Genomic DNA, 25401 nt, shown 5'->3' on the forward strand with positions numbered 1-25401 from the left:
TGGCGCTATTTCAAAAGGCAGCGGCGCGGCGTGGCGCGTTGTGGCATGCGCGGCACCTGCCGGGCGCAGATCCCGCGCCGCGGCGTCAGGCGGGACGCGTGGCGGCGGGCTGCGACAGCAGCGCGGGCGATTCGCCGCCCGCTTCCATCCGGTGCAGCCAGGCCAGCAGTTCCGCCACTGCCACGTAGAGTTGCGGAGGAATCTGGCTGTCAAGGTTCACCTGCATCAGCAGGTTGACCAGCGCCGGGGAGCCGTGCACGTAGACGCCAGCTTCGCGGGCGCGGGCGATGATGGCTTCGGCGGACATGCCGTAGCCCTTGGCCACCACGCGGGGCGCCTTGTCATCGGCCAGGTAGGAGAGTGCGACGGCCGCGCCGCGGTCGGGTTGGCTGGCGCTCATGCTGGCAGGGCGGCGGTATCCGGGGCGGCGGGGCCGTCCTGGATCGATACGTTCATGTTGAGCAGGGCAAGGCCCCGCGCTTCGAGCTGGGCGCGGAAATCGGCCCGGCCCCCGGTCAGCCGCGCCGCGGTATCGGGGCTGTCGGCCAGCAGCCGCGCCTCGATGCCGTGCGCGCCGAGCGTGAGCACCGCGTCGACGCTGCCCAGCTGCGGCAGGTTCAGGCGCAGCCGGGTGCTCCAGCTGGCGGCCTCGGTGCCGCCCGCGTGGGCGTCGTGCTCGCGCGGTTGTTCGCGCGTGATCTCCCAGTCCACGGGCATGCCGGGCCAGGCGTCGATGGTGGCACGGAACTGCTGCGTGGCGAGCAGTTCCAGCTGCTGGCGCACCGCGCCTTCGCTCGCCGGATGGATGGGCGGGCCAGTATCGGGCGGCGGCGCGAGGGTTGCGCTCTCCGGCGCGTTCCAGGCGGCGACGATGGCCGCCCGCTGCGCCTGGGCCACGTGGTGGCCTTCGTGCGACACCTCGGCCGTCACCTGGTAGGCATGCGCGGCGGCGCTGGCGTGTGCCGCGCGGCGCTGCTCGGCGGCGGGCGTCTGAGGCGTGGCTCCCGGCGATGGCGCGCCATTGCCGGGCTGGCCCGCCGCTTCGCCGGGACGTTGATGCGGCGCGGCCGGACTGGCAGGCACGCCGGTGGACAGCGGATAGATCGCCGGGCGCGTCAGCTCGGCCAGCAGCGTGGCGCTGGGCGGCGCGGTGGTGGGCGGAGCGGCCGGGCCGGCATAAGGCAGCAGCGCGGCAGGCGCGGGGGCGGATTGCCCCGGTTGCGCTGCCGGCTGGCCCTGCTGCGCGGGGGACGGTGCCGGATGGCGCAGCGCGGCCTGGGGCTCCTGCAGCAGCGACGACAGCGGCCGCTGGCCGTTGACCCACTGCGCCAGGTGCGATTCATAGAACATCCCGCTCTGGTCCACCAGCTTCGCCAGCGCCGTGGAGAGCGTGGCGGTGCCGTCGGCGCCGGCCGGAGGCGCCGATGTCAGCGGTGTGCCGCCGCGCAGCGGTTGCGGCTCGGCATCGTCGAACAGGTCGAGGATGGCCCGGGCGGCAAAGCTCAGCGTCTCGCGCGTGGACAGGTTGCGCCCGCCCAGGCGCGGGTCGACCGCGCCCGGCAGCAATGGATTGGGCTGGCGGGCCTGTACCGTCTCGCCCGTGGACGACTGCACGTCGCCCTGCGACACATCCTGCACCGGCATCAGCGCGGCGAGCTTGTCGACGGCGAGTGCGGGCCTGGACAGTTGCGGGTCCGGAGACTGATGCGGAATCAGCGCGGCGGGAATCTGGATGCCGGTCATGGGCGCTTATGGGCGAAGGGCGGCGATGGTCGGCGGACGCAGGACGCAAAGGAGAACGCCCGTGCCTGCCGCGCGAAAAGCGGGGGCAGGCAGTATAAGGCGCTCAGGCGCCGTAGGCGTTCGAGAGTTCGAGCTGGCGGCGCGAGTTGTTCAGCAGCGCGCCCAGTTCGGCCAGGCGCGGGTTGGTCAGGTCGCGGATCCGGGCATCGTACGCCAGGATCCGTTCCAGCAGCTGGAAGCGGCGCAGGCGCTCGGCGTCCGCGAATGGTGCGCTGTGGTCCAGCAGGCGCAGGCGCTCCACTTCGGCCATATAGACCTTCTGCAGATCGGTCAGCGCATCCCAGTTTGACGCGCGGGCTGCCTCGAACATCTGCTCGGACAGCACCAGAAGCTCTTCATAGCTTCTAACGATGGGTGACATGGCAAACATCATCATGAGTCCTGCAGGACGGGTTGAGCGTCTCCCGCCTGCGACGCCTGCATGGCCTCGGCGGGAGCTGCCGGATCGATCGCGGCCCAGGCCGAGGACAGATTCTCGAGCAGGGCGTCCACTTCGTTCAGCAGTTCGGCGTCGCTGTGCAGGTTCGCCAGCATCAGGCGACGCGTCATGTATTCGTAAAGCGCCTCGAGGTTGGCGGAGATTTCGCCGCCCGCCTCGTGATCGAGCACCGCGCGCAGCCCGTTGTCGATGATGTTGATCGCCTTCGAGATTGCGTTGCCGCGCGCTTCCAGCTCGTTGTTCTCCAGGTGGAACTTGGCCTTTGCAATGGCCGAGCGCGCGCCGTCGTACAGCATCACGATCAGCTTGTGCGGGCTGGCACTCATGACCCCGGTCTGGACGCCGACCTGGGCATAGGCGTTGATTCCTTGGCGCGCGAACATGGCAACCTCTCCGTTACTTGCTGCTGCTGCCCGAACCGTTCAACGCGGCGAATTGCTGCGTCAGGTACGTCTTGGTGTTGTTCAGCTTCGCCACCAGCAGGTCAAGCTGCGTGAACTGGTCGCGATAGCGTTGCATCACCACGTCAATGCGGTCCGAGGTGGCGGTGTACTTGTCTTCCAGCTGCTTGAGGGTATCGGTCACGCCATCGGTCACCGCGTCCAGCGCACCGCCCGTGGCGTTCAGGCCGTCCACGTAGTCGGTGATGGTCTTGCCCATGCCCGTGGCACCGTTGGCGCCCGTGAAGAACGAGGTCAGGTCCTTGAAATTGCTGGACAGCACCTTCTTGAGCTTGTCGTCGTCCACTTCCAGGCGGCCGGCGTTCTCGGTGGTGACGTTGAATTCGATGCCGAGGTCCGACAGCGTGTTGCTGCCGCCGGCGCCGTTGGGGATCGACGTGTTCAGCATCGAGCGCATGCTGGCCAGGATGTTGCGCAGCGTGCTGTCGCCGTTGAGCGCGGCCTTGGTGCCGGCGTCGGTGTCGTAGGCGGTCAGCGTCTTGGCGGCGGACAGCACGTTGTTGTAGGCGGTGACGAAGCCGTTCACGGCGGCGGTGATCGCGGTGTCGTCGCGCGTCACGGCCATCGTCGTGGTGCCCGTCGACTTGACCGTCAGCGTCAGTCCCTGCGCAGCTTCCTCGATCGTGTTGCTCTGGCTGACGATGTCGATGCTGTTGACGGTCATCTTGGCGTCGGCGGCCTTGACGACTTCCTTCAGGCCGTTCGGCTGGGTGGCCTGGGTCGGGTCGAAGTTGACGACGTCGCCCACGGCGGCATCGCTGGCGCTGATCTTCATCTGCGACTTCGTGCCGGTCTTCTCCGAGGTCAGCACCAGGTGATACGGCGTGCCGCTGCCATCGTTGACCAGGCTGGCGGTGACACCCACGTCGGCCTTGTTGATCGCGTCGCGGATGCCTTCCAGCGAGGTATCCGAACCCAGCGTCACGGTCTTGCTGGAGGTCGGGGCGCCACCAGTGGCGAGGTCCGGCCCGAAGTCGATGTTGATGGTGCCGCCGCCGATGCCGGCTTTCTGGTCGGCCACGCCCTTCGAGACCAGGCTCTGCGCCGCGGCCACCGAGGTAACGTTGATGGTGTAGGTGCCGGCCACCGCGTTCGAGTTGGCGGCAGCGGTCAGCACGCTCTCGGTGGCCACGTAGGGCTTCACGGCGGCGAACGTCGAGGCGGTGGACAGCGTCTTGGCGGCGGCCGAGTAGGCGTCGAGCACGCTCTTGATGGTGCCATAGCCCGACAGCTTGGCCTGGAAGCTCTTGGCCTGGTTGTCGATCGCGGTGAGCTGGACCTTCTCGTTGGTTTCGAGACTGTCGAGCAGATCGGCGAGGTTGAGGTTCGATCCGACGCCAATGGAGGAGAGTGCCATGTTCTTTTACCTGTTGTTATGACTTCAACTGACTTGGGCTTGAGATATGACCGCCCGCGCGGTCAGGCCTTCTGGCTGACGAACAGCCCCTGGAGCTTGTCGATGACGCGCGCGAAGCGCAGCACCTCTTCGCTCGGCAGCTGACGGATCAGCTCGCCGGTTTCCTTGTCCACCACCTTGGTGATCACGCGGTTGGTGTCCTGGTCGATCTCGAACCGTACGCCGATCGAGGTGGTCTTGAGCACGTCCACCAGTTCGCCCACCGCGGCGGCCATGTCGGCGGACGTTCCCGGCGGCAGCTGCGCGGTGGCGTCTTCGCGGGACGGCACGCCGTAGGCGGCCGGGACGGCCGAAGACGCCGCGGCAGGCATGGCCTGGGCGGCGGCGGGTTGCGCGAAGTCGGCGGTGACGCGTGCCGCCGTCAGCGAAACGGGTGAGGAAAACGCCATGGTCGGCTCCGTCCGGTAGGGCAGGATCAGCGATAAGGTGAAATGCTTTGCAGGCGGCGGTCCGCCTGCGAAACACTCCGGCAAAAAAGCCGGACCTTGCGGCCCGGCCTTCTTGCGGCGCTACGATTAACGCAGCAGCGACATCACGTTTTGCGTGGTCGAGTTGGCTTGTGCCAGCACCGAGGTACCAGCTTGTTGCAGGATCTGCGCGCGGGTCATGTTCGACACTTCCGTTGCGTAGTCAGCGTCTTCGATGCGCGAACGCGAAGCCGACAGGTTGTTGATCGTCGTGCTCAGGTTGTTGATCGTGGACTCGAAGCGGTTTTGCACAGCACCGAGGCTCGAACGCAGGTTGTCAACCGATGCCAGGGCCGTGTCCAGCGTCTTCAGCGGGTCGGTCGTGGCGGTTTGCTGGAAGTCCGAAGCCTGCAGCGAGCCACCCTTCAGCGTGAAGCCAACGGTCGAACCGTTGACCGAGCCGTCGGTCGGCTTGACGGCGATGTACATCGTCGTCGACGTGGCGGTACCGTTGCCGGCGAAGCCCTTGGCAGCCAGGGCGTCGTTGTCGGCGGCGGTCAGGCCGGTCATGCTCACTTGCACGAACCAGTTGCCCTTCGAATCGGCAACCACGCTCTGCGAGTTCACGGCAGCCGACGTGTTCAGGCCCAGGGCGCGCTGGATGTCAGCAGCGACCACGCCGGTTGCCGAAGCAGCCGTCACCGGGGAAGCGGAACCCAGAGCCGTTTGAGCGGCTGCGGAACCGATCGAAGCCGTTGCGCCTTGCGGGCCGGCAACGCTGAAGCCAGCAACGCCCAGGGTCTTCGAGGTGATTTCCTTCAGCGCGATGCTGATGGTTTCGCTGTCGTTGGCGCCAACCTGGATCGACATGTTCTGATCCTTGGCCAGGACCTTCACGCCGTTGAACTGGGTCTGGGCCGACACGCGGTCGATTTCCGACAGACGTTGCTTGATTTCGTCCTGGATCGACTTCAGGTCCGAACCCGAGTTCGTGCCGTTCGAAGCCTGCACGCCCAGTTCACGGATACGTTGCAGGTTGTTGTTGACTTCGCTCAGCGCGCCTTCGGTCGTTTGAGCGATCGAGATGCCGTCGTTGGCGTTACGCGAAGCTTGCGTCAGGCCCTTGATGTTTGCCGTGAAGCGGTTGGCGATGGCCTGGCCAGCTGCATCGTCCTTGGCGCTGTTGATGCGCAGACCCGACGACAGACGTTGGATCGCGGTGTTCAGCGACGATTGCGACGTGTTCAGGTTGCTCTGCGTTTGCAGCGACAGAATGTTGGTGTTGATGACTTGCGCCATGGTACGACTCCTATTTGCAATGTTTTAGGCATTCCGGCAGTTGCCGTAACGTTGGCTGCCTGCGTTGCAGGGCGTAGAGTGCCTCCGTTGCAAAGGTTATCGACCTATGGGGAGAAGACTTTAGAGTGACTTTTGCGGGAGTTGCGGGCGTAGCGCTTTGGGCCATGGCCCGGGTTTGGGGGCGCCCCGCCATGCTGCCGGGCGCCACTATATATATAGGTGCGGTGGCCGGCGCCCGGGGCTGCCGCGCGGCGGTCAGCGGCGCTTGCGGGTGCGCGGGATGTAGAGCTTGACGAAACCCGGCGCGGCCTCCGAATCCAGCACATCCGTGGCCTGCTCGGGCGCGTGTGCCGGCGTGACCACCGTGATCGCGCGCTTGTAGATCAGCGTGGGGGTGGCATCCGTCTCGTTGCGGCCCAGCAGGATCATGTAGTTGTCCGACGCCAGGACGACGCCGTTCAGCCGCGTGCCGTTCGACAGGTGGACGATGACTGCGAGGCGGCTGGCGCTGTGCGCGGCGAACTGCATCTGCTGCAGCTTGCGACTGGTGCGGGGAGCCTTGATTTCCTTCTTCACAACTTCTCCGGAAGAGCCCGTGCGGGTTCTGGCGGCTGACAACGGCCCCATGTTCGGCTGCCTTGGTGGATGTCGCACTAAAAGTGACGTTGATGGCAGCCGGCTTGCGGCGAGACTTGAAACATTCGCTCTCGACGCTGGCTTGATGTCGATCATGAATCACATGAAAGGGCAGGTACTTCGGTCGAGTGGAGGACGCTGCCCAGCCCGCGAGCGATGCGGGCGATGCCAGGAGAGAAGGGGAATACTTCAGGCCGGAGAGTAACAAAGTTTTACAACCATTGACGAATCGTTGCGGTCGCGACGTATAGAGGAATCTCTCTATTAATTTCGTTGCGCGCACTTTGTGGTTGATGTAGCACTTTTTTGATTCGTGCGCTTCCGGGCCGGTCGACGCATCCTGAAACCCGCGCCGGCTAAAGGTTTCCGGCAATCGTCCGTTATCTACCGACAAGGCCAAATATGATCAATATCGTCACTTTTGGCATACATGTGCCGGTTGTACTACACCCGCTACATGGGTAAACCCTGATAGAAGCGCGATTTACACCTCATGTAAGCGGGTTTATATTCCGGATTCGGGCCGGGTACAGCCGGCTCCTTTTTGCAAAGCAGTCCTGAAAGCCTACGAGCACCCCGCGCGTGGGCTTCTTTTTTTTGAGCCCGCGTCCTTCGCTGCCGGCCGGTCCCCTGGCTTGCAGCGCCCGCCGGTTTCCAGCGGATCGGAGTGCACGGATGAGATTAGACGCCACCGTCCGCACCGCCAATTTGTGAAAGAGCGGTGACTTTTCCCCCCAATTCATTTTTTCGCTAAAGCCCCCCGAAATCCGCGCCGATAGCCGGCCTGTGCGACGCCCGGACACGGGTGGATGCCGCTCGACTCGACCAAACAACACCGGACAAAAAGGGTAAGGCGATGGGCTTGCGAAAGATGGGAATTGGCGCTCGGATGGCGCTGGCGTTCTGTGTGGTGGTGCTGCTGCTCGGGGCGGTGGCCGCGCTGGGGGTGCGATCGCTGGGCGTGATGAACGAAGTGCTCCACGAGGCAGTGGAGCTGCGCCTGATCCGCGTGATGGACCTGAAGCTGGTCAAGGAGCGCACGCTGACGGTCAGTGTCATGCTGCGCGACGCCGCGCTGACCGAGGATGCCGCACTGGCCGCCCAGAATGCCGAGAAGATCGTCAAGCTGCGCGAGCAGATCGGCGCCACGCTCGACGCGCTGGGCAAGGCCCTGCAAGGTTCGTCAAATGCGCAGTCGATCGGCGGGTTCGAGGCGCTGGTGCAGGTGCGTGCCGCCTACAACCAGCAGCTCGACCAGGTGCTGGGCCAGTTGCGCGCCGGCGACTTCCCGGCCGCGCGCACCGCGCTGGTGGTGACGCTGCCGGCCGCGCAGAACGCCTATTTCGAAAAGCTCGACGCCTTTGCCGATATCGGCCGCAAGCTGGCAACCGATGCCGTGGACGCCGCGAGCGGACAGTATGTCTTCACGCGCAACCTGCTGATCGGCCTGTCGGTGGTGGCCGCCATCATCGCCACGCTGCTCGGTGTGGCGCTGGCGCGCTCGGTCACGCGCCCGGCCGGCCAGGCGCTCGACGCCGCCGAGGCGCTGGCCCAGGGCCAGCTCGGCCATGCCATCGACATCCGCACCGAGGACGAGATGGGCCGCATGCTCGGCGCGCTGGAACGCGCCTTCGGCCAACTTGGCACCCTGGTGCGCGGCATTCAGCAGGCGGCCGGGTCGATCGACACCGCCGCTCGCGAGATCGCCAGCGGCAACAGCGACCTCTCGCAGCGCACCGAGGAACAGGCGGCGTCGCTCGAACAGACCGCTGCCTCGATGGAGCAACTGACGTCCACCGTACGCCAGAATGCCGAGAACGCGCGCCAGGCCAACCAGCTGGCGGTCAACGCGTCGGACGTGGCCACCGAGGGCGGCCGCGTGGTGCGCAGCGTGGTGGACACGATGGACGGTATCTCCAAGTCGTCGGCGCGCGTGGCGGAAATCATTGGCGTGATCGAAGGCATCGCCTTCCAGACCAACATCCTGGCGCTGAACGCCGCGGTGGAAGCGGCCCGTGCCGGCGAGCAGGGCCGTGGCTTCAGTGTCGTGGCTGCCGAGGTTCGCAGCCTGGCCCAGCGCTCGTCGTCGGCCGCCAAGGAAATCGGCGAACTGATCAACGGCTCGGTGCGCCAGGTGCAGGACGGCGCGAAGCAGGTGGAAGTGGCGGGCAAGACCATGGACGATATCGTCGGTGCCGTGCGCCGCGTGACCGACATCATGGGCGAGATCACGGCCGCCAGCGAGGAGCAGACCGCCGGCATCGAACAAGTCAGCCTGGCCATCACGCAGATGGAATCGGTCACGCAGCAGAATGCCGCGCTCGTGGAAGAGGCCAGTGCCGCCGCCGAGAGCCTGCTCCAGCAGGCCAGCGGCCTGGTGGACGAGGCCGGCCGGTTCGAACTGGCGCAGGGCACCGCCGAAGCCCCGCGCCGCGCCCCCACGCCGGTTGCCGCGCTCACCGCTGCACCGGCGGCACGCGCACTGCCGGCGCCCCGGGCTCCCGCAGTGGCGGTGCCGGCTCGCCGCGCGGTTGCCAAGGCCGCCCCTGCTGCCGCGTCGAAGCGTGCCGCCGCCGTGCCCGCTGCGGTGCGTCCGCCGGTCCAGCGCAAGGCCGACGCCGCGCCGGTGCTGGCCCGCCAGGCCGCCAAGCCTGTGGCGTCGCGTGCGCCGGTCGTGCACCAGCGCAAGGAGCCGGTCCTGGCCACGGCGCCGCGCCGGCGTCCTGCCGCCGCGCCGACGCCGGCCATGGCCGATGGCGGAGACTGGGAGACGTTCTGACCCGGCGGGAGTGATCGAGACGATGGCCCCGGAAGCGGCGCAGGTAATCCTTGCGCCGCTTTTTTTCCCTCGATGCAGGCCGATTGAAAGGAAACCGTCAGGCGAGCTTTTCAGCGCTCGCATAAAATGTCGCCTCTTCCGATTCATACCAGCGGCGATCCCTGCCGGGATCTTCTGCCAGGCAGGCCATCACCTCATGTCCGCTGCACCCTCCGTGAAGCCTTCTCCCGATTCGCCGCCGGCCGATGTGCCGGTCATGCAGGTCATTTTCGGCCTGATGCTGGCCATCCTGCTCGGCGCGCTCGAACAGTCGATCGTGGCCGTGGTGCTGCCCGACATCGCGCTGCAGCTCAACGGCTTCGAAGACATGGCGTGGGTGATTTCCGCCTACCTCGTGGCCTCCACGGTGGTGACGCCGATCTACGGCAAGCTGTCCGACGTGCTGGGCCGCCGGGCGGTGCTGACCTTCGCCATCGTGCTGTTCCTGCTGGCGTCGATTGCCTGCGCCATGGCCACGACGATGCCGATGCTGATCGTCGCGCGCATCCTGCAGGGCCTCGGGGGCGGCGGGCTGATCTCGGTGTCGCAGGCGACCATCGCCGACGTGGTGCCACTGCGCGAGCGAGGCCGCTACCAGGGCTATGTCAGCGGCGTGTGGGCCGTGGCGAGCATGGCCGGTCCGGTGATCGGCGGCTATCTGGCGCACTTCCTGTCGTGGCGCTGGATCTTCTGGATCAACATCCCGCTGGCGCTGCTGGCCCTGGTGGTCGTGCGCCGGGCGCTGCGCCACCTGCCGGTGAGCGGCCGCAGGCACCGCATCGACTACCTGGGCGCGCTGCTGTTCGGTGGCGGCCTCTCGGGCGTGCTGGTGTTCCTGACCCGGCTGGGGCAGGGCCATGCGCCGTTCGAGCCGCAGACCATCGGACTGCTGGCGGCGGGGCTGGTCGGCATGGCGCTGTTCGTCTGGCAGGAGCGCCGCGCCGTGGACCCGGTGATCCCGCTCAACATGCTGGCCGTGCCGACGGTGGCCATCTGCTGCCTGACGCTGTTCCTGTGCTTCTTCCAACTGATTGCGATGTCGGTGCTGCTGCCGCTGCGCTTCCAGGTGGTGGGCGGCGCCCATGCCGATACCGCCGCGCTGCGGCTGGTGCCGCTGACGCTGGCGATCCCGTTCGGCGCCTACATCTCGGGCCGGCTGATGACCTGGAGCGGCCGCTACAAGCCGCTGCAGATGACCGGCTCGCTGGTGGCGCCGGTAGCCATCGTCGCGCTGGCCTTCACGCCGCCGCACGCGGTGCTGCTGGCCGCCATCGTCATGGTCACGCTCGGGTTGTCAATTGGCCTGCAACTGCCTTCGGGCCTGGTGGCCACCCAGAACGCGGTGCCGCACCAGCAGGTTGGCATCGCCACGGCGCTGACCGCATTCGCGCGCCTTCTGGGCGGGGCGGTGGGCGTGGCCGTGCTGACCACGGTGCTGATCGCGCTGCTGCGCCACAGCGGCGTGGCGGTGTCCGACCTCAAGGGCGGCGAGGATGTGCTGATGAGCATGTTCCGGCGCGTGATGGCCGGTGGCGACCAGGCCGATGCGGAAGCGGTGCGCGTGGCCGCGGAGCGTGCGTTCCGGCTGCTGTTCCTGCTGAGCGCGGGGGTCTCGCTGATCGCGCCGTTCTTCGTGGCGCGCCTGCGCGAGACCACGCTGCGCGGCAGCGCCGCGCCGGCGCCGGCCTCGGCCGACTGAAACCGCTCAGCGCGGCTCGCGCGTCATCATGCGGCAGACCGCCGCCAGCGCCAGCAGGTTGGGATCGCGCTCGCGGCGGCGCAGGAAGCTCAGGCCGATGGTCTGCTTCATGCCGTAGTCGGCCGTCAGCGGCACGAAGGCCACGTTGCGCGCCACCACGTCGCGCACGCGCCCTGGCAGCAGCGTGTAGCCAATACCCCCGCCCACGAGGTTCATCAGCGAGAAGATGTCGCCCACCTTCATCACCACGTTCGGGTGGAAGTCGGCAATCCGGAATGCCTCGGCAAAGCCGCTCGACGTCACGAAGCCGTCGCCCAGCGAGACAAAGGGCTCGTCGCGGCACTGGCGCAGGTCCACGGCGTCCATGCGGGCGTAGTGCGAATCGGCCGGCGCGGCAAAGAAGATATCGTCCTCGAACATCGGGATCGACTCGATCTCCGGGGTAGGTTCGGGCATGCCCATCAGCGTGGCGTCGATGGTGCCCTGGCGCAGCTTGTCGAGCAGGTCGGCGTTGGATCCCAGCACCAGTTCCGTCTGCAGGTCGGGCCGGCGCATCTTGATCCCGATGACGACCTGCGGCACGGTGCGCACGGTGAGCGAGTAGAGCGAGCCGATCTTGAGCTGGTCGGCCGAATAGCCGGCGGCCTCGCGCGTGACGCGCACCCCGTCGGCCATGGTCTTGAGCACGTCGCGCGCCACGTCGGCCAGCACATGGGCGGCCTCGGTGGGCAGCAGATTGCGCCCCTCGTGGCGGAACAGCGTGCAGCGCAATCCCTCCTCCAGCGAATGCAGCGCGCGGTGCACGCTGACCGTGCTGACGTCGAGCGCCTCGGCGGCCTTGGCCAGGTTGCCGGTCTCCATGAAGGCGAGCAGCGCTTCGAGCTTGCGGAACGTGATGTCTTCGCTGATGCGTTCGGGCATGGGGAGAGGCGCTCGGAAAGGCGAACAGGCCACGATGATCGCACACCGTGGCCTGTCGTGTCATACCTGCGGGACAGCCTTCATGCCTGTTGCAGCGTGCCCTCGGGGGCGGCGCCGGCAGACTCGGCGGCCTGCGCGGTGCGCCGCTGCTGCTGCTGGGCCAGGCGCAGGGCCTCGGTCGTGGTGCCCTGGCCGTCGGGTGCCCAGCCCGGGGGCATCGTCAGGTAGCCCAGTGCATGCCACGGCTTGCGGGAGTTGGCCATGTCGCGGAACAGGCTGATCCAATGCTCGAACTGGTTGACGATCGGGTTGGCCGTGGTGGTGGGGTGCACCAGGCCGTAGCGTACCGGCTCGTCGGCGCGTTCCTCCACATAGGTGCCGAACAGGCGGTCGAAGATGATCAGCACGCCGCCGTAGTTGGCGTCCAGGTAGTCCACATTCGACGCATGGTGCACGCGGTGGGCCGACGGGGTGTTGAACACGTATTCGAGCCAGCCGAGCTTGGGCATCCAGTCGTTATGGAGCCAGAACTGGTAGAGCAGGTTGGCCGACAGCGTGGCCAGCACCACCTCGGGCCGCACTCCCAGCAGCACCAGCGGGGCGAAGAACACGGCGCTGCCGGTGATCTTGCCGGTCCAGCCCAGGCGGTAGGCCGAGGCCAGGCTCATCTGGTTCGGCGAGTGGTGCACGGCGTGCGTGGCCCAGAAGAAGCGGATGCGGTGCGAGGCGCGGTGGTACCAGTAGTAGCAGAACTCCTGGCCGATGAAGAGCAGCAGCACCATCAGCGCGCTGTTCAGCGTCACCGTGAACAGGCGGTGCTCCCAGGCAAGGTGGAATACCGGCGTGGCCAGCGACAGAGGCAATAGCACCGACAGCTTGCGGCCGGCCAGGTCGGCCAGCGAGAGCCACACTTCCTTCCACGAGTATGGGTTGTCCGTGCCGCGGCGGCGGCGCCACAGGATCACGGCCTCCACGAGTGAGACGGTGACGATGAACGCCGTCACGGCGCTTGCGATGGTTCCGGTAGTCAACATGGCTTGCCTCTCTTTCTCTGCGTTTCGGTTCGGGGTGACGCTGCAGTGCTGCGTCGGTGAGGCCAATGTAGTGGGCCGCCCGGATGGCTTCCAGCAATCAAATATGTCGCCCGATGTCAGCGGTTCCGCGTGACATATCCCGACATGATTCGCGGGGCGACAGTTGGGCGTGCGCATCCTAGAGTTCAGCCCGTCGACGCGATACGCAGCGTCCCGAAGCAAACCGAACTCGAAGGAAAACATCATGGCAAACCGAATCCTGATCGCCGCCGCCGGCTCCCTGCTCCTGCTGGTCAACGCTTCCGCGTTCGCCTGGAGCGGCGGCCACTTCAACGCCTATACGCCGCGCGGCACCTACAGTGGCGGCCACGCCATGTCGTGCGGTGGCGGCAGTTGCGGCCACGCCGGCGGCGTGGTGGGCCCCTACGGCGGGCTGGCCACGAACACCGGTACCGTGACCCGCAATGCGCCGGGACAGTTCTCGAACAGCGGCACCGCCGTGGGCCCGAACGGCCGTTCGGTACAGCACGATGGCAGCACGAGCTGCGCCGGCGGCACCTGCAGCCACTCGGGCGACATGACCGGATCGAACGGCCATTCGGCCTCGACCAGCGGCAGCGTCACCCGCGACGGCGCAGGCCAGTACAGCTCGTCCGGCACCGTGACCGCCGGCAACGGCAACACTTACGGCCATTCGGCATCGACGTCCTGCGCCTGGGGCACCTGTGACCGCTCCGGCACCGTCAGCGGCAGCTATGGCGGCACCGTGAACCACTCGGGCAGCGCGACCCGCGTCTCGTCCGGCGTGGTGACCACCGGCGGCACGACGGTCGTGCACGGCGCGACGGTCAGTACGGGCACCACCGTCGTGGTGGGCGTGCCGCCGGTCTATGTGCCGCCGCCTGTACCGGTGGCCGTGGTGGCGCCCGTGCCGGCCGTGCTGCCGCCGCCCCCGCCGCCGGTGGTGGTCGTCCCGGCCCCGGTGCCGGTGACGCCGGTGGTGATTGCACCGCCGCCGGTGCGCGTGGCGCCGCTGCCGATGGTCGTGGTCACGGCGCCGCGTCCCGTGGTCGTGCCCGGCCACTGGGTCGGCCGCGTCTGGATTCCCACGCACTACGCCTGATTTCCGCAATTTCCCCCAACCGGCCAGCCCGGGTCGAAGCGACCTGGTTGGCCAACCCACGGAGTTTCATCATGAAGAAGATGATTGCTGTACTTATCTTGTGTATTGTTTCTGCAGGCGCCAGCGCCCAGGGCATGCCGATGGCCGGCGGCGGCGACCGCACGGCGCGTGCCGAGCAGGTGCTGACCCAGTTGGAGACGCGTTTCGCGGCCGCCAACACCACGCGCGACGGCAAGCTGACGCGCGAGCAGGCCCAGGCCGGCATGCCGATGGTGGCACGCCATTTCGACGAGATCGACACGCAGCGCCACGGCTACATCACGCTGCCGCAGATCGAGGTGTTCATGGCGCAGCGCATGAAGCAGCGTTGATGCGTCAAGCCCGTAACCCTGGAGGGGCGCATGGAGCAGGTGAACCGGATCATCGTCCTCGACGACGAGGCGGAACTACGCAACATGCTGCAGCGCTTCCTGACCGGCCACGGCTTCCAGGTGCGTGCCGTGGCGGACGGCAAGCAGCTTTCCCGCTACCTGCAGCGCGAGCCCTACGACGTGCTCGTGCTGGACCTGATGATGGAGCCCGAGGATGGCCTGACGATCTGCCGGCGCTTGCGCGCCGAGGGCCAGACCATCCCGATCCTGATGCTGACGGCCAAGGGCGAGCCGGCCGACCGCGTCGTGGGCCTCGACACCGGGGCCGACGACTACCTGGCCAAGCCTTTCCTGCCCGATGAGCTGGTGGCCCGCCTGCGCGCGTTGCTGCGGCGCCAGAAGATTGCGGCGGGCGATCCCACGGTTTCCACGCAGACGCTGAGCTTCGGTGCCTTCCGCTTCGACGTGGGCAAGCAGACGCTCACGCGCGACGGCGCGCCCGTCGACGTGCATTCGGCCCAGATGCTGCTGCTGCACGCGCTGGGTTCCTCGCCGAATCGCGCGGTCAGCCGCGAGAACCTGCTGGCGCGCGCCCGGGGCCGCGACCACGAAGCGCTGGACCGCAGCATCGACGTGCAGATCCTCCGGCTGCGCCAGATCGTCGAGGAAGACCCGTCCAAGCCGCGTTTCATCAAGACCGTGTGGGGGGTGGGCTACATGCTCGTGGCGGGCGTGGAGGGATGATCCGCGCGCTCATGCCCCGCTCGCTGCTGGCGCGCAATATCGCGCTGCTCGTGATGCTGGTGTTCGTCACGCAGGCGTGCTCGCTGTTCGTGCTGCTGCACTTCGTGCAGCGCCCGCGCGTAGAGCGCGCGGCGGGCGTGTTCTCCCATTACGTCGCGCTGATGGACAGCGCGCTGGCCGGTCTGCCGCCCGAGGCCGGCCGGGCTGCGCTGGCGCGCATCGGCGGCCAGTTCGAGCCGCCCCCCGACGAGCCGGCCGGCGCCGACGCCGCGCACCCGTTCCGCACGTGGCAGCGCGACACCTTCATGCGCGCGCTGCGACGCGACCTGTCGCGCGAGACCGAGGTGCGCTGGCAGGGCAGTGCCGATCACGAAAAGCTCTGGATCAGCGTCCACGTGGCCGGCGCGCCGGCGTGGATCGCGCTGCCGATGACCGCCGATTCGCAGGCCAGCGGCATCAGCGCGGCCATCGGGCTCTCGGCCGGGCTTGGCCTGCTGGCGGCGCTGGCCGGCTACCTGCTGCAGCGGCACCTGAACCGTCCGCTGCGCGAGCTGGAACGCGCCGCGCGCAAGATCCACGCGGGAGAGCTGCCGGAGCCGCTGCCGGTGGACGGGCCCACCGAGATCGCCACGGTCAGCCAGGCGTTCAACGACATGACCGAGGCGCTCCGGCAGGCCGAGAAAACCCGCGCGCTGATGCTGGCGGGTGTCTCGCACGACATCCGCACGCCGCTGACCAAGCTGCGGCTGGCCATGGCGATGGCGCTGCCGCGTGGCGCCGACGATGCCTTCGTGGCCTCGGTGGAAGGCTATCTCGACCATATCGACACGATTCTCCAACAGTTCATGGACTACGCCGGCAGCGGCGAACGCGAGGTCCCGGTGCCGGGCGACCTCAACGCGCTGGTCGGGCAGCTGGCGGCCGATTTCGCGGGCCTGGGCCATGTGTTCGATCTCGACCTGCAGCCGCTGCCGCCGGTGCCATACCGTCCCACGAGCATGCTGCGGATGCTGATGAACCTGATGCAGAACGCCATCCACTACGGCAAGACCGGCCTGCTGGTGCGCACTTGGCAGGCGGGCGGCACCGTGCACGTGGCGATCTGTGATCGCGGCAGCGGCATCGGCCTCGACGAACTCGAACAGTTGCGCGCGCCGTTCAGCCGGGGCAGCAACACGCGCGGGTCGAGCGGCACGGGGCTCGGGCTGGCCATCGTCGAGCGCATCGCGCGCCTGCACGGCGGCGAGCTGGCATTCCGTGCCCGCCAGGGGGGCGGCCTGGAGGTCGTGGTCTCGCTGCCCGCCTGACCTGTCGGGTGCGACCTGCGGCCGTGACATTTCCCGACATAGTTCCTGCCTGGCTTGTTGCCCGGCCATCTCCAATACTGGGTCCTGCCCGGCACCGATGTCCGGTGCCAAACCAGACCACACCCAAAGGACCCGATCATGCACGCCACCCTCAAGACCCTCTCGCGCCGCCTCAAGCTGACCGCCGTTGCCGCCCTGGCTGCCTCGTCGATGATGATGTCCGGCTGCGCCTCCGCCACGACGATGATCTCGGAGCCGATGCCGCCCGTGTCGGCCCAGGCAATCCATCCCGACGTGATCTACGTGCGCGGCTTCGACGCCGCCGACGCCAACGTGAAGGTGGACACCGGCATGATGAAGAGGATTGCCGCGATGGCCAGCGGCAGCACGGCCAGCGGCCAGGACAAGGATTCGCAGGATGCCCGTAACGCCGCCGCCGACGAGATCGTGAAGCAGTTGCAGGCCCAGGGCCTGAACGCGGTGCGCCTCGACGGCCCGGTGCCGGCCGACGCCAATGCCCTCGTCGTGGAAGGCCGCTTCGAGACCATCGACGAAGGCAAGCAGCGCCGCCGCCTGCTGATCGGCCTCGGCGCCGGCAAGAGCGACGTGACGGCGGCCGTGCAGGTCTCCTACCAGCCCGCCAACGGCCAGGCCGTGCCGCTGGCCCTGTTCGAGACGCACGCCGACAGCGGCCATCTGCCCGGCATGGCCGAAACGGCCGGCGTGGGTGCGCTGGCCGGCCATGTGGCGGTGTCCGCCGCGGCCGATGCCGGCGTGCACGGCGCCACGGGCGTGAGCCGCGACAGCGTCAGCGGCGAAGCCCGCCGCGTGGGCGATGCCGTGGCCAGGGAGGTCACGGCGGTACTAAATGGCCAGCGTGCGGCGGCATCGCGCGTCTGATTGATCTCGGTCTTTGCAATTATTGATGGATCAGATACATTGAGGTGTTCCGATTCGTCTGAATTGCCGTGAAACACTACACACGCGAGAACTTCCAACCGACGCAGAGTGTGGGGTTCCATCTGAACCGGGCCCGCAACAGCCTGCTGATGGAGATGGACGCGGCGCTGCGGCCGCTCGATATCACCGGGCAGCAGATGGGTATCCTGATGTCGCTGAAGAGCGGTTCGGTCGGTACTCCACTCGAAATCAGCCGCGCGCTGAGCATCGACACCGGCCTGATGACGCGGATGCTGGACAAGCTCGAAAACAAGGGCCTGCTCCAGCGCCATCGCAGCGACGAAGACCGGCGCGTGGTGCACCTGATCCTGACCGACAAGGGCCGCACCGTGGCCTGCAACATTCCCGAGATCGCGCCGCAGGTGCTGAACCATCGCCTGCGGCATTTCTCGTCCGATGAGTTGCGTGAACTGCTGCGGCTGCTGCAGAAGTTCGCCGACGGCGAGTAGAGGCCGCTCAGCCGCGCCGCGGCACCACGAAGTCGGCCGCGAACGCCACGGCCATCGCCACGGCGCCGCAGGTGAAGATCAGCGCGTAGTTCTCGTGCGTATGCGAGAACAGCCATGCGTAACCGTAGCCGCCGAGCGCCTGGAACAGTGCGAACGACGCGGTGGCGCGGCTCCACGCGGCGCGCTGCGCGGTGGGATCGTGCGGCATCATGTCCTGCAGCCGCCCCAGTACCATCGGCACGATACCGGGCGTGAACGCGCCCAGCACGATCGTGGCCGCCCACAACGCCGCCGTATGGTGGGACACGGCCAGCAAGCCCACGGCCAGCCCCTGCAGCACCATGGCGATGCGGTAGCCGATGCGGTACCCCACACGTGCGCCGAGCCAACTGCTCACCAGCGGCCCGCTGATGGCGGCCAGCCCATACAGCACCCAATAACCGGCACCTACCGACGCGCCTTGCCCCAGCCCGCGCGCCACGTAGTCGACCAGCAGCACCATGGCCGGCACCAGGCCGAGCGCATTGGCCGCGTACTGGACGTAGATCACGCGCAGCGCATTGCGGTGCGCGGCCAGCGCGCCGTCCGCCGCGTGGTGGCCGGTGGCCGACGGTGCCGGCATGCCGGGCGGCGTGTCGCTGGCCGGCCAGCCAGGCCAGCTCGCGGCGGTCAGGACCAGTGAGACGACACCGAGCCCGATCCATGTGGCCTGCAGGCCGAGCCGGAGCAGCTCCGGCACCAGCGTGCCGGACGCGGCGATGCCGAGCCCCAGCCCCAGAAAGATGAGTCCGCTGACGAACGCGCGGCGTGCCGGTGCGATGTGCGGCAGGATGGCCGTGGCAACCAGCACCATGATCGCGCCGCCCGCCAGCCCCGACAGAAAGCGCCAGAAGAAGAACCAGCCGACCGAAAGCGGCACCGCGCAGGCGAAGAACGCGGCCGTGGCGGCCACCATGAGCCAGCGCAGCGCGTGGCGGTTCGACATCCGCGCGGCCAGTGGCCGTCCCAGCAACGCGCCGGCAAGATAACCGGCGAAGTTGGCGGCGCCGAGCATCACGGCGTCGGATGCGCTGAACCAGTGCGCCTGGATCAGTGCGGGAATCAGCGGCGTGTAGGCAAAGCGGGCCAGGCCGATGGCGACCAGGCTCGCGCAGAGACCGGCCAGCGCGGCGTGCAGCGCCTGGCGGTCGAGCGTCTCGGCAGCGGCGGCCGGGGCGGGTGCGCCGGAAGTGTTGACAGTGGCGTCTTGTGACATGGGGCGGTCCTCGATTCTTCTGTTTGCGCGGGACGAGCGGCACCCCCACGCGGCGCGGGCCGCGTGTCGGGTGTCAGGGATTCAACGGAGGAAGAAGGGCTTCAGCCCGGTCCGTGATGCGTGGCGCGCAGTTTCAGCACGGCCAGCGCGGGCCGCACCGTGGCTTCCAGCAGCGCCCGGTCCGGCATCACGCGCGACAGCACGCGCATGCCCACCTGCAGGGACAGCAGCATCGACGCGACGTCGTCGGCGTCATGGCTGGGAGCGATACTGCCGTCGGCCTGTGCGGCGGTTACCAGCCGCGCGAAGAAATCGCGCAGCATCGCCAGTTCCGTGGCCACCGCCGCCTGCATCTCGGGATCGTCGGGCGAGGCTTCGAGCGCCGTATTGATCAGCATGCAGCCACGATGGGGCAGTTCGCGGGCGCCACGTTCGATGCTCTCGGCGAAAAACTGCTCCAGCGCCTGCGCAGGCGGATAGCCCGCCTCGATCCGGAGCATGCGTTCGCGCAGCGAGCGGTTCAGGTAGTCATCGAGCGCCTGCAGGAACAACTGGCGCTTGTCGCCAAAGGCGTTGTAAAGGCTGGGCTGCGTCAGGCCCATGGCCTGCGTCAGCTCGCGGGTCGAGGTGGCCTGGTAGCCCTTGGCCCAGAAGGTTTCCTGGGCGGCGGCCAGTGCCGTCTGCGCATCAAACTGCCGGGGGCGAGCCATGGCGGTCCTTGTTTTGTATCGATCGGTATGAAACCATGCGAGCGATTATAGATCGATCGCTACAAAACGTAATGTCCCTACTCTTGGAAGGGTCAGAGCCGGTCTTGCTGCGCGCGGCGCAGCGTCAGGCGGGTCTTGCCATCAGGCGTGAAATGGGTGCCGAAACGCACCAGCCCGGCCTGATGCAGGTGGCAACTCATCGTGAAGCTCAGCAGCATGCCGGGCTCGGTCGCGTCGATCACGATGTCGATCGCCTTGAGGCGCGGCTCGTATCGCAGCAACGTGGTTTCTATCTCGCGCTTGAGCGTGTGGGCGGATGCCGGCAGGTGCCGATAAATCCGCGACAGATCGCCCAGACCGTAATCCGGCAAATGGGCCAGAGCGCCGCGCCGGCTGTTCAGGATGCGCTGGATGTTGTCGCGCACGGAAAGGAAGGTCTGCGTGGCCGCATCGAATTCGTCAATCGCCACGCCATCGGCAAAGTAGCCCGTCACGGCCTCGAACAGCCCCGGCCCGCCGCGCATCAGCGGCCCTCCGCCGCAAACTCGACGCCGATGCCGTCAGCCTCGGAGAAGGACAGGCGGATCGCGCCGGGCGCTTCGCCCCGGCCGGCACGCACCAGCAGTTCGCGTGACAGCACCGGCAGGATCTGCTGGTCGAGCAGGCTGTCGATGTTGCGCGCGCCCGTATCGGGCAGCAGGCAGGCCCGCGCAAGCTCCGTCACCAGCGCGTCGTCGCATTCCAGCGGCACGCCGAACCGGCGCGCGATGCGCCCCTCCACCTTGGAGAGCTTCATTCGGACGATCGTCGCCATGGCGTCGGCGCCCAGCGGCTGGAACACCACGGTCTGGAAGCGCGCCAGCAGGGCCGGCTGGAAATGGTCCGCCAGCCGGGGCCGGATGGCCTCCATCAGCATCGCGGGCGTGGTCCGGCCGCCCGCCTGTTCCATGGCCTCGCTGGCCGCGAGGATTTCGCCGGCTCCCAGGTTCGACGTCATGACGATGACCGTATTGCGGAAATCGATCACGCGCCCCTCGCCGTCGCGCATGAAGCCGCGGTCGAACACCTGATAGAACAGGCTCAGTACGTCGCGGTGCGCCTTCTCGACCTCGTCGAGCAGCACCACGCTGTAGGGCCGCTGGCGCACGGCTTCGGTCAGGATACCGCCCTCGCCATAGCCGACATAGCCCGGCGGCGACCCCTTGAGTTGCGAGACGGTATGCGCCTCCTGATACTCGGACAGATTGATGGTGATCAGCGAGCGATCGCCGCCGAACATCGCGTCGGCCAGCGCGCGCGCCGTTTCGGTCTTGCCCGTGCCCGAGGGTCCGGTCAACAGGAAGACGCCGAGCGGCGATTCCTCGCCATTGAGCCCGGCCTTGGCCGCGCGCAGCCGCATGGCGATGGCGGACAGCGCGTCGTCCTGGCCCACCACGGCCTGGCCGAGCCGGGCTTCGAGTTCGAGTATCGTGGCCAGTTCGTTGGCCAGCAGGCTGTCGACCGGTACCCCGGTCCAGTCTGCAATCACCTGCGCCACCGCGCTTTCGCCGATCTCCGCGTGCACCAGCGCCGCCTCGCCGGGGACCGCGAGGGTTGCGTGCCTTGCCGCGATCGTCGTCTCCAGCGCTGCGCGTGCCTCGGGCCCGTCAGCCGCCTGCCAGCGTTCACGCAGTGTCACCAGTTCATCGACGGCCGACTGCTGCATGGCGAACGCGGCTTCCAGCCGTTGCCGCTCGCTTTCCAGCACGGCCAGTTCGGCGTCGATCGATGCCAGCCGCTCGCCCTGGCGTGTGCCGGTCACGCACTGGTCATGTTCGAGCGCTTGGCGCTCGCGTTGCAGCGCGGCCTGCCGGGCCTCGCACGTGCGCAGCGCAATCGGCCGGGTTTGCTGGCTCATGCGCACGCGCGCCGCTGCGGTGTCGAGCAGGTCCACGGCCTTGTCCGGCAACTGGCGTCCCGTGAGATAGCGGCGCGAGAGGCGCACGGCCGCGGCCACGGCGGCATCGGTCACATGCACGCCGTGGTGCTGCGCATAGCGGTCCTTCAGGCCACGCAGCATCAGGCAGGCGCCCGCGTCGTCGGGCTCATCGACCTTGACCATCTGGAAGCGCCGCTCCAGCGCCGCGTCGCGCTCGAAGTAGCGCTTGTACTCCGACCACGTGGTAGCCGCGATGGTGCGCAGTTCACCGCGTGCCAGCGCCGGCTTGAGCAGGTTGGCGGCGTCAGCGCCGCCAGCGCTGTTGCCCGCGCCGATCAGCGTGTGCGCCTCGTCGATGAACAGCAGGATCGGCGTGGGCGACTGCTGCACGGCCTCGATCACGTTCCGGAGCCGTTGCTCGAACTCGCCCTTGACCCCCGCGCCGGCTTGCAGCAGCCCGAGATCGAGTGTCAGCACGGCCACGTCGCGGATCACCGCCGGCACGTCGCCCTCGGCGATCATCAGCGCCAGCCCTTCTACCAGCGCCGTCTTGCCGACGCCGGGCTCGCCCACGAGGATGGGATTGTTCTTGCGGCGCCGCGCGAGGATATCGACCATCTGCCGGATTTCCACCTCGCGGCCGAACACGGGGTCGATGCGTCCTTCGCGGGCCTTGGCAGTGAGGTCGGTCGTGAAGCGTGCCAGCACGCCGTAATCGGCGGCGGCCGGTAGCGACGGCGAGGAATCGGGTGGCCCGGCATCGCGCTCGCCCGAGATGCCGTCGAGTTCGCAAAGCTCCTGCAGTACCTGTGCCGACGGAATGCTCAGCAGCGGCCAGGCTTCGGGCGCGCGCAGCAGACCCGGGGTATCGGCCAGCGCGGCCAGCAGGTGCGCGGAGCGGATCGATCCCGCAGGTGCCGTGGCGTCCAGCGATGCCTTGAGCCACGCGGCTTCCAGCCATTGGCCCACGCGCGGCGACAGCCCCGGTTTGCCGCGCAGGTCATGCGGCAGGTGTTCGATGGCGGCCAGCAGCCCGGTCCAGATGGCGTCGACATCGATGTCATGGCGGCGCAGGATCGCGTGCAGGTCGCCGTCCCCGGGTTCCAGCAGCTTGATGAGCCAGTGCTCCACCTCGATATCGCGGTGCGCCCGCGTCTCGCAGAGGCTGGCGGCTTCGGCCAGCGCATGCGCGCAATGCGCGTTGAGGCGGCGGAGGAGCGGTGCGTAGTCTCGGGCTTTCATGGGCGATCGGCAGCGGCTGGGGAGGCAAGGAGGGAGGAAGCGGTGGCCAGGGAGGCAGCGGGGAAGCCGAAGGAAGCGGGCAGCCCGTCACGTCCGCGCGACAGACGGGCGCCCGTTGGCTACCTGCGGATCAGGAGCGTTCGTTCCAGCTGTCCGCGTGGATGATGTTGCCGTCCTTGTAAGCCCAGGTGATCTTTTCGTAACGCAGTTCGATGTCTTCGAGGTGGTTGTGCTTCTCGAACGCCGGGTTCTTGATGTCGAGCATGCGCGGCGTGACGCCCACCACCTTCACGTTTTCGAGCTTGGTGTTGAAGTACTCCTTCTCCTTGCCGGCATCGTCGATCCGGTACCACTTGATTTCGATCGACTTCAGCGTCTGGCCGCTCGTGACGGCCTTGTAGAGGTACGGCGACGACGCATCGGTTTCCTTCGTGAACAGGATGGGCCGGTGCACGCGCGTGCCGGTCAGCTTGCCGGTGTTCGAATCGGTCGGAATGTTGACGCCGTGTTCGAACGCCACCAGTTCCACGCTGCCCTCGCGGCCCGATACGGTCACGGAGCCCTTGATATCGGCGCCGCCATCGTCCTTGATCCACATGTATGCGGGAATTGCCATGGTGTCTTACTCCTTCGATGGGAATGAACAGGCCGGGTGGCCAGGGGTAGCCGGATCGCCGCCACGTGCGTCGCGGCAGTCCGGCACAAGCGTGATCTCGACGCGGCGGTTGGCCGCGCGGCCCGCCACCGTGTCGTTCGAAGCCTTGGGACGCGTGGCGCCATAGCCCTGCACCGCGAAGTGGGTGAGCGGCAACGCGGCGGCGTCGGCGAGCCAGTCCCGCACCGATGCGGCGCGCGCCTCGGACAGCCTGACATTGGCCTGCGCGTTGCCGGTGGAGTCGGTGTGGCCGGCCACGAGCACGCGCTTGTCGGGATGCGCCTTGATCATGTCGAGCGCACCGATCAGCACGCGGTTGGAGCCTGGATTCAGCGTGGCGCTGCCGCTGCGGAACAGCGACAGGCTGTCGAGTTCGATCGTGGCCGGCGGCGGTGGGGGCGGCTGGTAGCCGTCGATCAGCCGCGCCAGCGGCTCGCGCAGCGTGCCGCCGCGATAGAAGCCAAGCGCCAGCCGAACCGGGACGCCGTTTCGCGCATGACGGTCGAGTTCCTCGCGGTCGCGCCGCAGGACCGCCAGCGCGTCACGCCGCGCCGCATCCCGCTCGACCGTCAGCGTCTCGTAGTGCGCCATGTCAGCCATGACCCGAGCCACGAGCGCACGGTTCTGCCAGGCCGAAGCGGCCGCTGCGGCGCAGAACGCCACGCAGAGCCATGCGAATCCATGGGCCAGGGCGCGAGGCAGCACGGACTGCGCATGCCGGACGGCAAGGCCACGCGCAAGCGCGTCAGGCAGCGGAAACGCGGCGCGCCGTCCGTCCCGGGTCTGCGGGGCAAGGCTGGTCTGGCGTGTGACATACATCGTCAGGCGCGAACCGGCCACGGGCGCGCCGGCGGTAGCGATGACGGCGCAGGCCCAGAGCGAAAGCGGCGGTCCCGCGTGGCGGCGGTCCGGCTGATCCTGCTGTAGTGCCGGCAGCACCGTGTCGATGGTCCATCGGGCCAGTGCTGCCAGCCGGGCGCCGCGGTACATCCGCGCCGCGCGGTCTGCTGGTTGCACCTGGGCCGCGTAGCTGGCCAACTGAAGCGCCAGCGCGTCGAGCATGTCTCCGCCCTGGGGCGTGGTGGCAATCTGGAACCACGGACAGTCGTCGGACGGACCATCGGCTTCGGCCGTCTGGATCGCGAGGCAGGCTGGCAGCGGGTAGCCGACCGCGCGGCTGGCGGCCCCGATCGTCGATCGCCACTGCCACAGCGTGGTCGCCATCGCTGGCGACAGGGCTGGCGAGGGGGCCGGAGACACGGTTGACGACACCTCTGCCTGATCGGCGCTGACCAGGCAAGCGACCGCCTCCGGGCCTTGCCCGAGCCGCCATTGCTTCAATACGGCAGCCACTTCGGCCAGCCGATCCGACGCGTCGATGCGCACCCAGATTGCGGCGTCGGTAATCCGTACCACGGCATCGCCAAAGGCTCGGGTGAGTGTGTCCGGGCTGTCGCCCAATACCAGCACCAACGCCGTATTGCTGCGGATGTCGCCGGGCAGGGCGGCCAGCGACGCGTCGATGGCCGCGAGCACGGCCGCCGCGGCATCGCGCCGTGCTCTGGCGCGTCGCCCCACGAGCACGATGGCCACCGCGACGGCGGTCACCACGCATCCCGCGAACAGCCAGTTCCAGGTGGTGTCCAGCGGTGAGCTCAACGCGAGCCAGCCCAGCGAGAGCGCGGCCATCCAGGCCAGCATGGAGCGATAGGGATAGGCCGACACGATCGCCC

General features: G+C 67.9%; 24 protein-coding genes. 8 read left to right on the forward strand and 16 right to left on the reverse strand.

Annotated features, from left to right (window positions below; all coding sequences use genetic code 11):
- Window positions 1-85: 85 nt before the first annotated feature.
- The 8 genes from EV147_RS23210 to EV147_RS23245 all read right to left on the reverse strand — a co-directional run bounded on the left by EV147_RS23210 (window position 86) and on the right by EV147_RS23245 (window position 6402).
- The gene (locus tag EV147_RS23210) at window positions 86-400 is read right to left on the reverse strand and encodes an EscU/YscU/HrcU family type III secretion system export apparatus switch protein (RefSeq protein ID WP_130393573.1); all 315 of its coding nucleotides are present in this window, start codon (window positions 398-400) and stop codon (window positions 86-88) included.
- Window positions 397-1743: a flagellar hook-length control protein FliK gene (locus EV147_RS23215; protein WP_130393574.1), complete on the reverse strand. Its 1347-nt coding sequence runs from the start codon at window positions 1741-1743 to the stop codon at window positions 397-399. The genes EV147_RS23210 and EV147_RS23215 overlap by 4 nt, the downstream gene beginning before the upstream one ends.
- 103 nt (window positions 1744-1846) lie before the next feature.
- The gene (locus tag EV147_RS23220; RefSeq protein WP_130393642.1) at window positions 1847-2173 is read right to left on the reverse strand and encodes a flagellar protein FliT; all 327 of its coding nucleotides are present in this window, start codon (window positions 2171-2173) and stop codon (window positions 1847-1849) included.
- Window positions 2174-2175: 2 nt separating this feature from the next.
- Window positions 2176-2625: a flagellar export chaperone FliS gene (gene fliS, locus EV147_RS23225; protein ID WP_130393575.1), complete on the reverse strand. Its 450-nt coding sequence runs from the start codon at window positions 2623-2625 to the stop codon at window positions 2176-2178.
- A gap of 13 nt (window positions 2626-2638) precedes the next feature.
- Window positions 2639-4060, reverse strand: coding sequence for a flagellar filament capping protein FliD (gene fliD / locus EV147_RS23230; protein WP_130393576.1), 1422 nt, complete (start codon window positions 4058-4060; stop codon window positions 2639-2641).
- A gap of 62 nt (window positions 4061-4122) precedes the next feature.
- Entirely contained in the window at window positions 4123-4509 is a 387-nt protein-coding gene (locus tag EV147_RS23235) for a flagellar protein FlaG (RefSeq protein WP_130393577.1), read from the reverse strand.
- Between the two features lie 126 nt (window positions 4510-4635).
- Complete coding sequence (locus EV147_RS23240) at window positions 4636-5826, reverse strand: FliC/FljB family flagellin (protein ID WP_130393578.1); 1191 nt, start codon at window positions 5824-5826, stop codon at window positions 4636-4638.
- Between the two features lie 255 nt (window positions 5827-6081).
- On the reverse strand, window positions 6082-6402 hold the full coding sequence (locus EV147_RS23245) for an RNA chaperone Hfq (protein ID WP_130393579.1): 321 nt from the start codon (window positions 6400-6402) through the stop codon (window positions 6082-6084).
- 931 nt (window positions 6403-7333) lie between these two features.
- Between EV147_RS23245 and EV147_RS23250 the strand changes: the two genes are divergently transcribed.
- Complete coding sequence (locus tag EV147_RS23250) at window positions 7334-9241, forward strand: methyl-accepting chemotaxis protein (RefSeq protein WP_235844954.1); 1908 nt, start codon at window positions 7334-7336, stop codon at window positions 9239-9241.
- A gap of 196 nt (window positions 9242-9437) precedes the next feature.
- Window positions 9438-10979 carry an MDR family MFS transporter gene (locus tag EV147_RS23255; RefSeq protein ID WP_130393581.1) on the forward strand — a complete coding sequence of 514 codons (1542 nt, stop codon included), beginning with the start codon at window positions 9438-9440 and terminating at the stop codon, window positions 10977-10979.
- 6 nt (window positions 10980-10985) lie between these two features.
- Here the strand turns inward: EV147_RS23255 and EV147_RS23260 are convergent, their stop codons facing one another.
- Both EV147_RS23260 and EV147_RS23265 read right to left on the reverse strand, forming a co-directional pair.
- The gene (locus tag EV147_RS23260) at window positions 10986-11900 is read right to left on the reverse strand and encodes a LysR family transcriptional regulator (RefSeq protein WP_130393582.1); all 915 of its coding nucleotides are present in this window, start codon (window positions 11898-11900) and stop codon (window positions 10986-10988) included.
- Window positions 11901-11980: 80 nt separating this feature from the next.
- Window positions 11981-12934, reverse strand: a complete 954-nt coding sequence (locus tag EV147_RS23265) for a sterol desaturase family protein (RefSeq protein ID WP_130393583.1) — start codon at window positions 12932-12934, stop codon at window positions 11981-11983.
- 244 nt (window positions 12935-13178) lie between these two features.
- Here EV147_RS23265 and EV147_RS23270 point away from each other — a divergent pair, with 244 nt between their 5' ends.
- The 6 genes from EV147_RS23270 (at window position 13179) to EV147_RS23295 (ending at window position 17888) form a co-directional block, all read left to right on the forward strand.
- Window positions 13179-14057 carry a hypothetical protein gene (locus tag EV147_RS23270; RefSeq protein ID WP_130393584.1) on the forward strand — a complete coding sequence of 293 codons (879 nt, stop codon included), beginning with the start codon at window positions 13179-13181 and terminating at the stop codon, window positions 14055-14057.
- A gap of 71 nt (window positions 14058-14128) precedes the next feature.
- On the forward strand, window positions 14129-14428 hold the full coding sequence (locus EV147_RS23275) for an EF-hand domain-containing protein (RefSeq protein WP_130393585.1): 300 nt from the start codon (window positions 14129-14131) through the stop codon (window positions 14426-14428).
- Between the two features lie 30 nt (window positions 14429-14458).
- Window positions 14459-15172 carry a response regulator gene (locus EV147_RS23280; RefSeq protein WP_130393586.1) on the forward strand — a complete coding sequence of 238 codons (714 nt, stop codon included), beginning with the start codon at window positions 14459-14461 and terminating at the stop codon, window positions 15170-15172.
- Entirely contained in the window at window positions 15172-16479 is a 1308-nt protein-coding gene (locus EV147_RS23285) for an ATP-binding protein (RefSeq protein ID WP_130393643.1), read from the forward strand. Before EV147_RS23280 ends, EV147_RS23285 begins: the two co-directional genes overlap by 1 nt.
- Before the next feature lie 138 nt (window positions 16480-16617).
- Window positions 16618-17379, forward strand: coding sequence for a DUF4410 domain-containing protein (locus tag EV147_RS23290; protein ID WP_130393587.1), 762 nt, complete (start codon window positions 16618-16620; stop codon window positions 17377-17379).
- A 68-nt stretch (window positions 17380-17447) separates the two neighbouring features.
- Window positions 17448-17888 carry a MarR family winged helix-turn-helix transcriptional regulator gene (locus tag EV147_RS23295; protein ID WP_130393588.1) on the forward strand — a complete coding sequence of 147 codons (441 nt, stop codon included), beginning with the start codon at window positions 17448-17450 and terminating at the stop codon, window positions 17886-17888.
- Between the two features lie 7 nt (window positions 17889-17895).
- Here EV147_RS23295 and EV147_RS23300 read toward each other — a convergent pair whose 3' ends face one another.
- From EV147_RS23300 to EV147_RS23325, 6 genes are all read right to left on the reverse strand, one after another.
- The gene (locus EV147_RS23300) at window positions 17896-19143 is read right to left on the reverse strand and encodes a YbfB/YjiJ family MFS transporter (RefSeq protein WP_130393589.1); all 1248 of its coding nucleotides are present in this window, start codon (window positions 19141-19143) and stop codon (window positions 17896-17898) included.
- Between the two features lie 101 nt (window positions 19144-19244).
- Window positions 19245-19853, reverse strand: coding sequence for a TetR/AcrR family transcriptional regulator (locus EV147_RS23305; RefSeq protein ID WP_130393590.1), 609 nt, complete (start codon window positions 19851-19853; stop codon window positions 19245-19247).
- A gap of 92 nt (window positions 19854-19945) precedes the next feature.
- The gene (tssE, locus tag EV147_RS23310) at window positions 19946-20377 is read right to left on the reverse strand and encodes a type VI secretion system baseplate subunit TssE (RefSeq protein ID WP_198680343.1); all 432 of its coding nucleotides are present in this window, start codon (window positions 20375-20377) and stop codon (window positions 19946-19948) included.
- Complete coding sequence (tssH, locus tag EV147_RS23315) at window positions 20377-23013, reverse strand: type VI secretion system ATPase TssH (protein WP_130393592.1); 2637 nt, start codon at window positions 23011-23013, stop codon at window positions 20377-20379. The genes tssE and tssH overlap by 1 nt, the downstream gene beginning before the upstream one ends.
- 130 nt (window positions 23014-23143) lie before the next feature.
- Complete coding sequence (locus tag EV147_RS23320) at window positions 23144-23629, reverse strand: Hcp family type VI secretion system effector (RefSeq protein WP_130393593.1); 486 nt, start codon at window positions 23627-23629, stop codon at window positions 23144-23146.
- 6 nt (window positions 23630-23635) lie between these two features.
- The gene (locus EV147_RS23325) at window positions 23636-25393 is read right to left on the reverse strand and encodes an OmpA family protein (RefSeq protein ID WP_130393594.1); all 1758 of its coding nucleotides are present in this window, start codon (window positions 25391-25393) and stop codon (window positions 23636-23638) included.
- Window positions 25394-25401 lie beyond the last annotated feature (8 nt).

This window comes from Cupriavidus agavae (genome assembly GCF_004217045.1).
Lineage (GTDB): Bacteria > Pseudomonadota > Gammaproteobacteria > Burkholderiales > Burkholderiaceae > Cupriavidus > Cupriavidus agavae.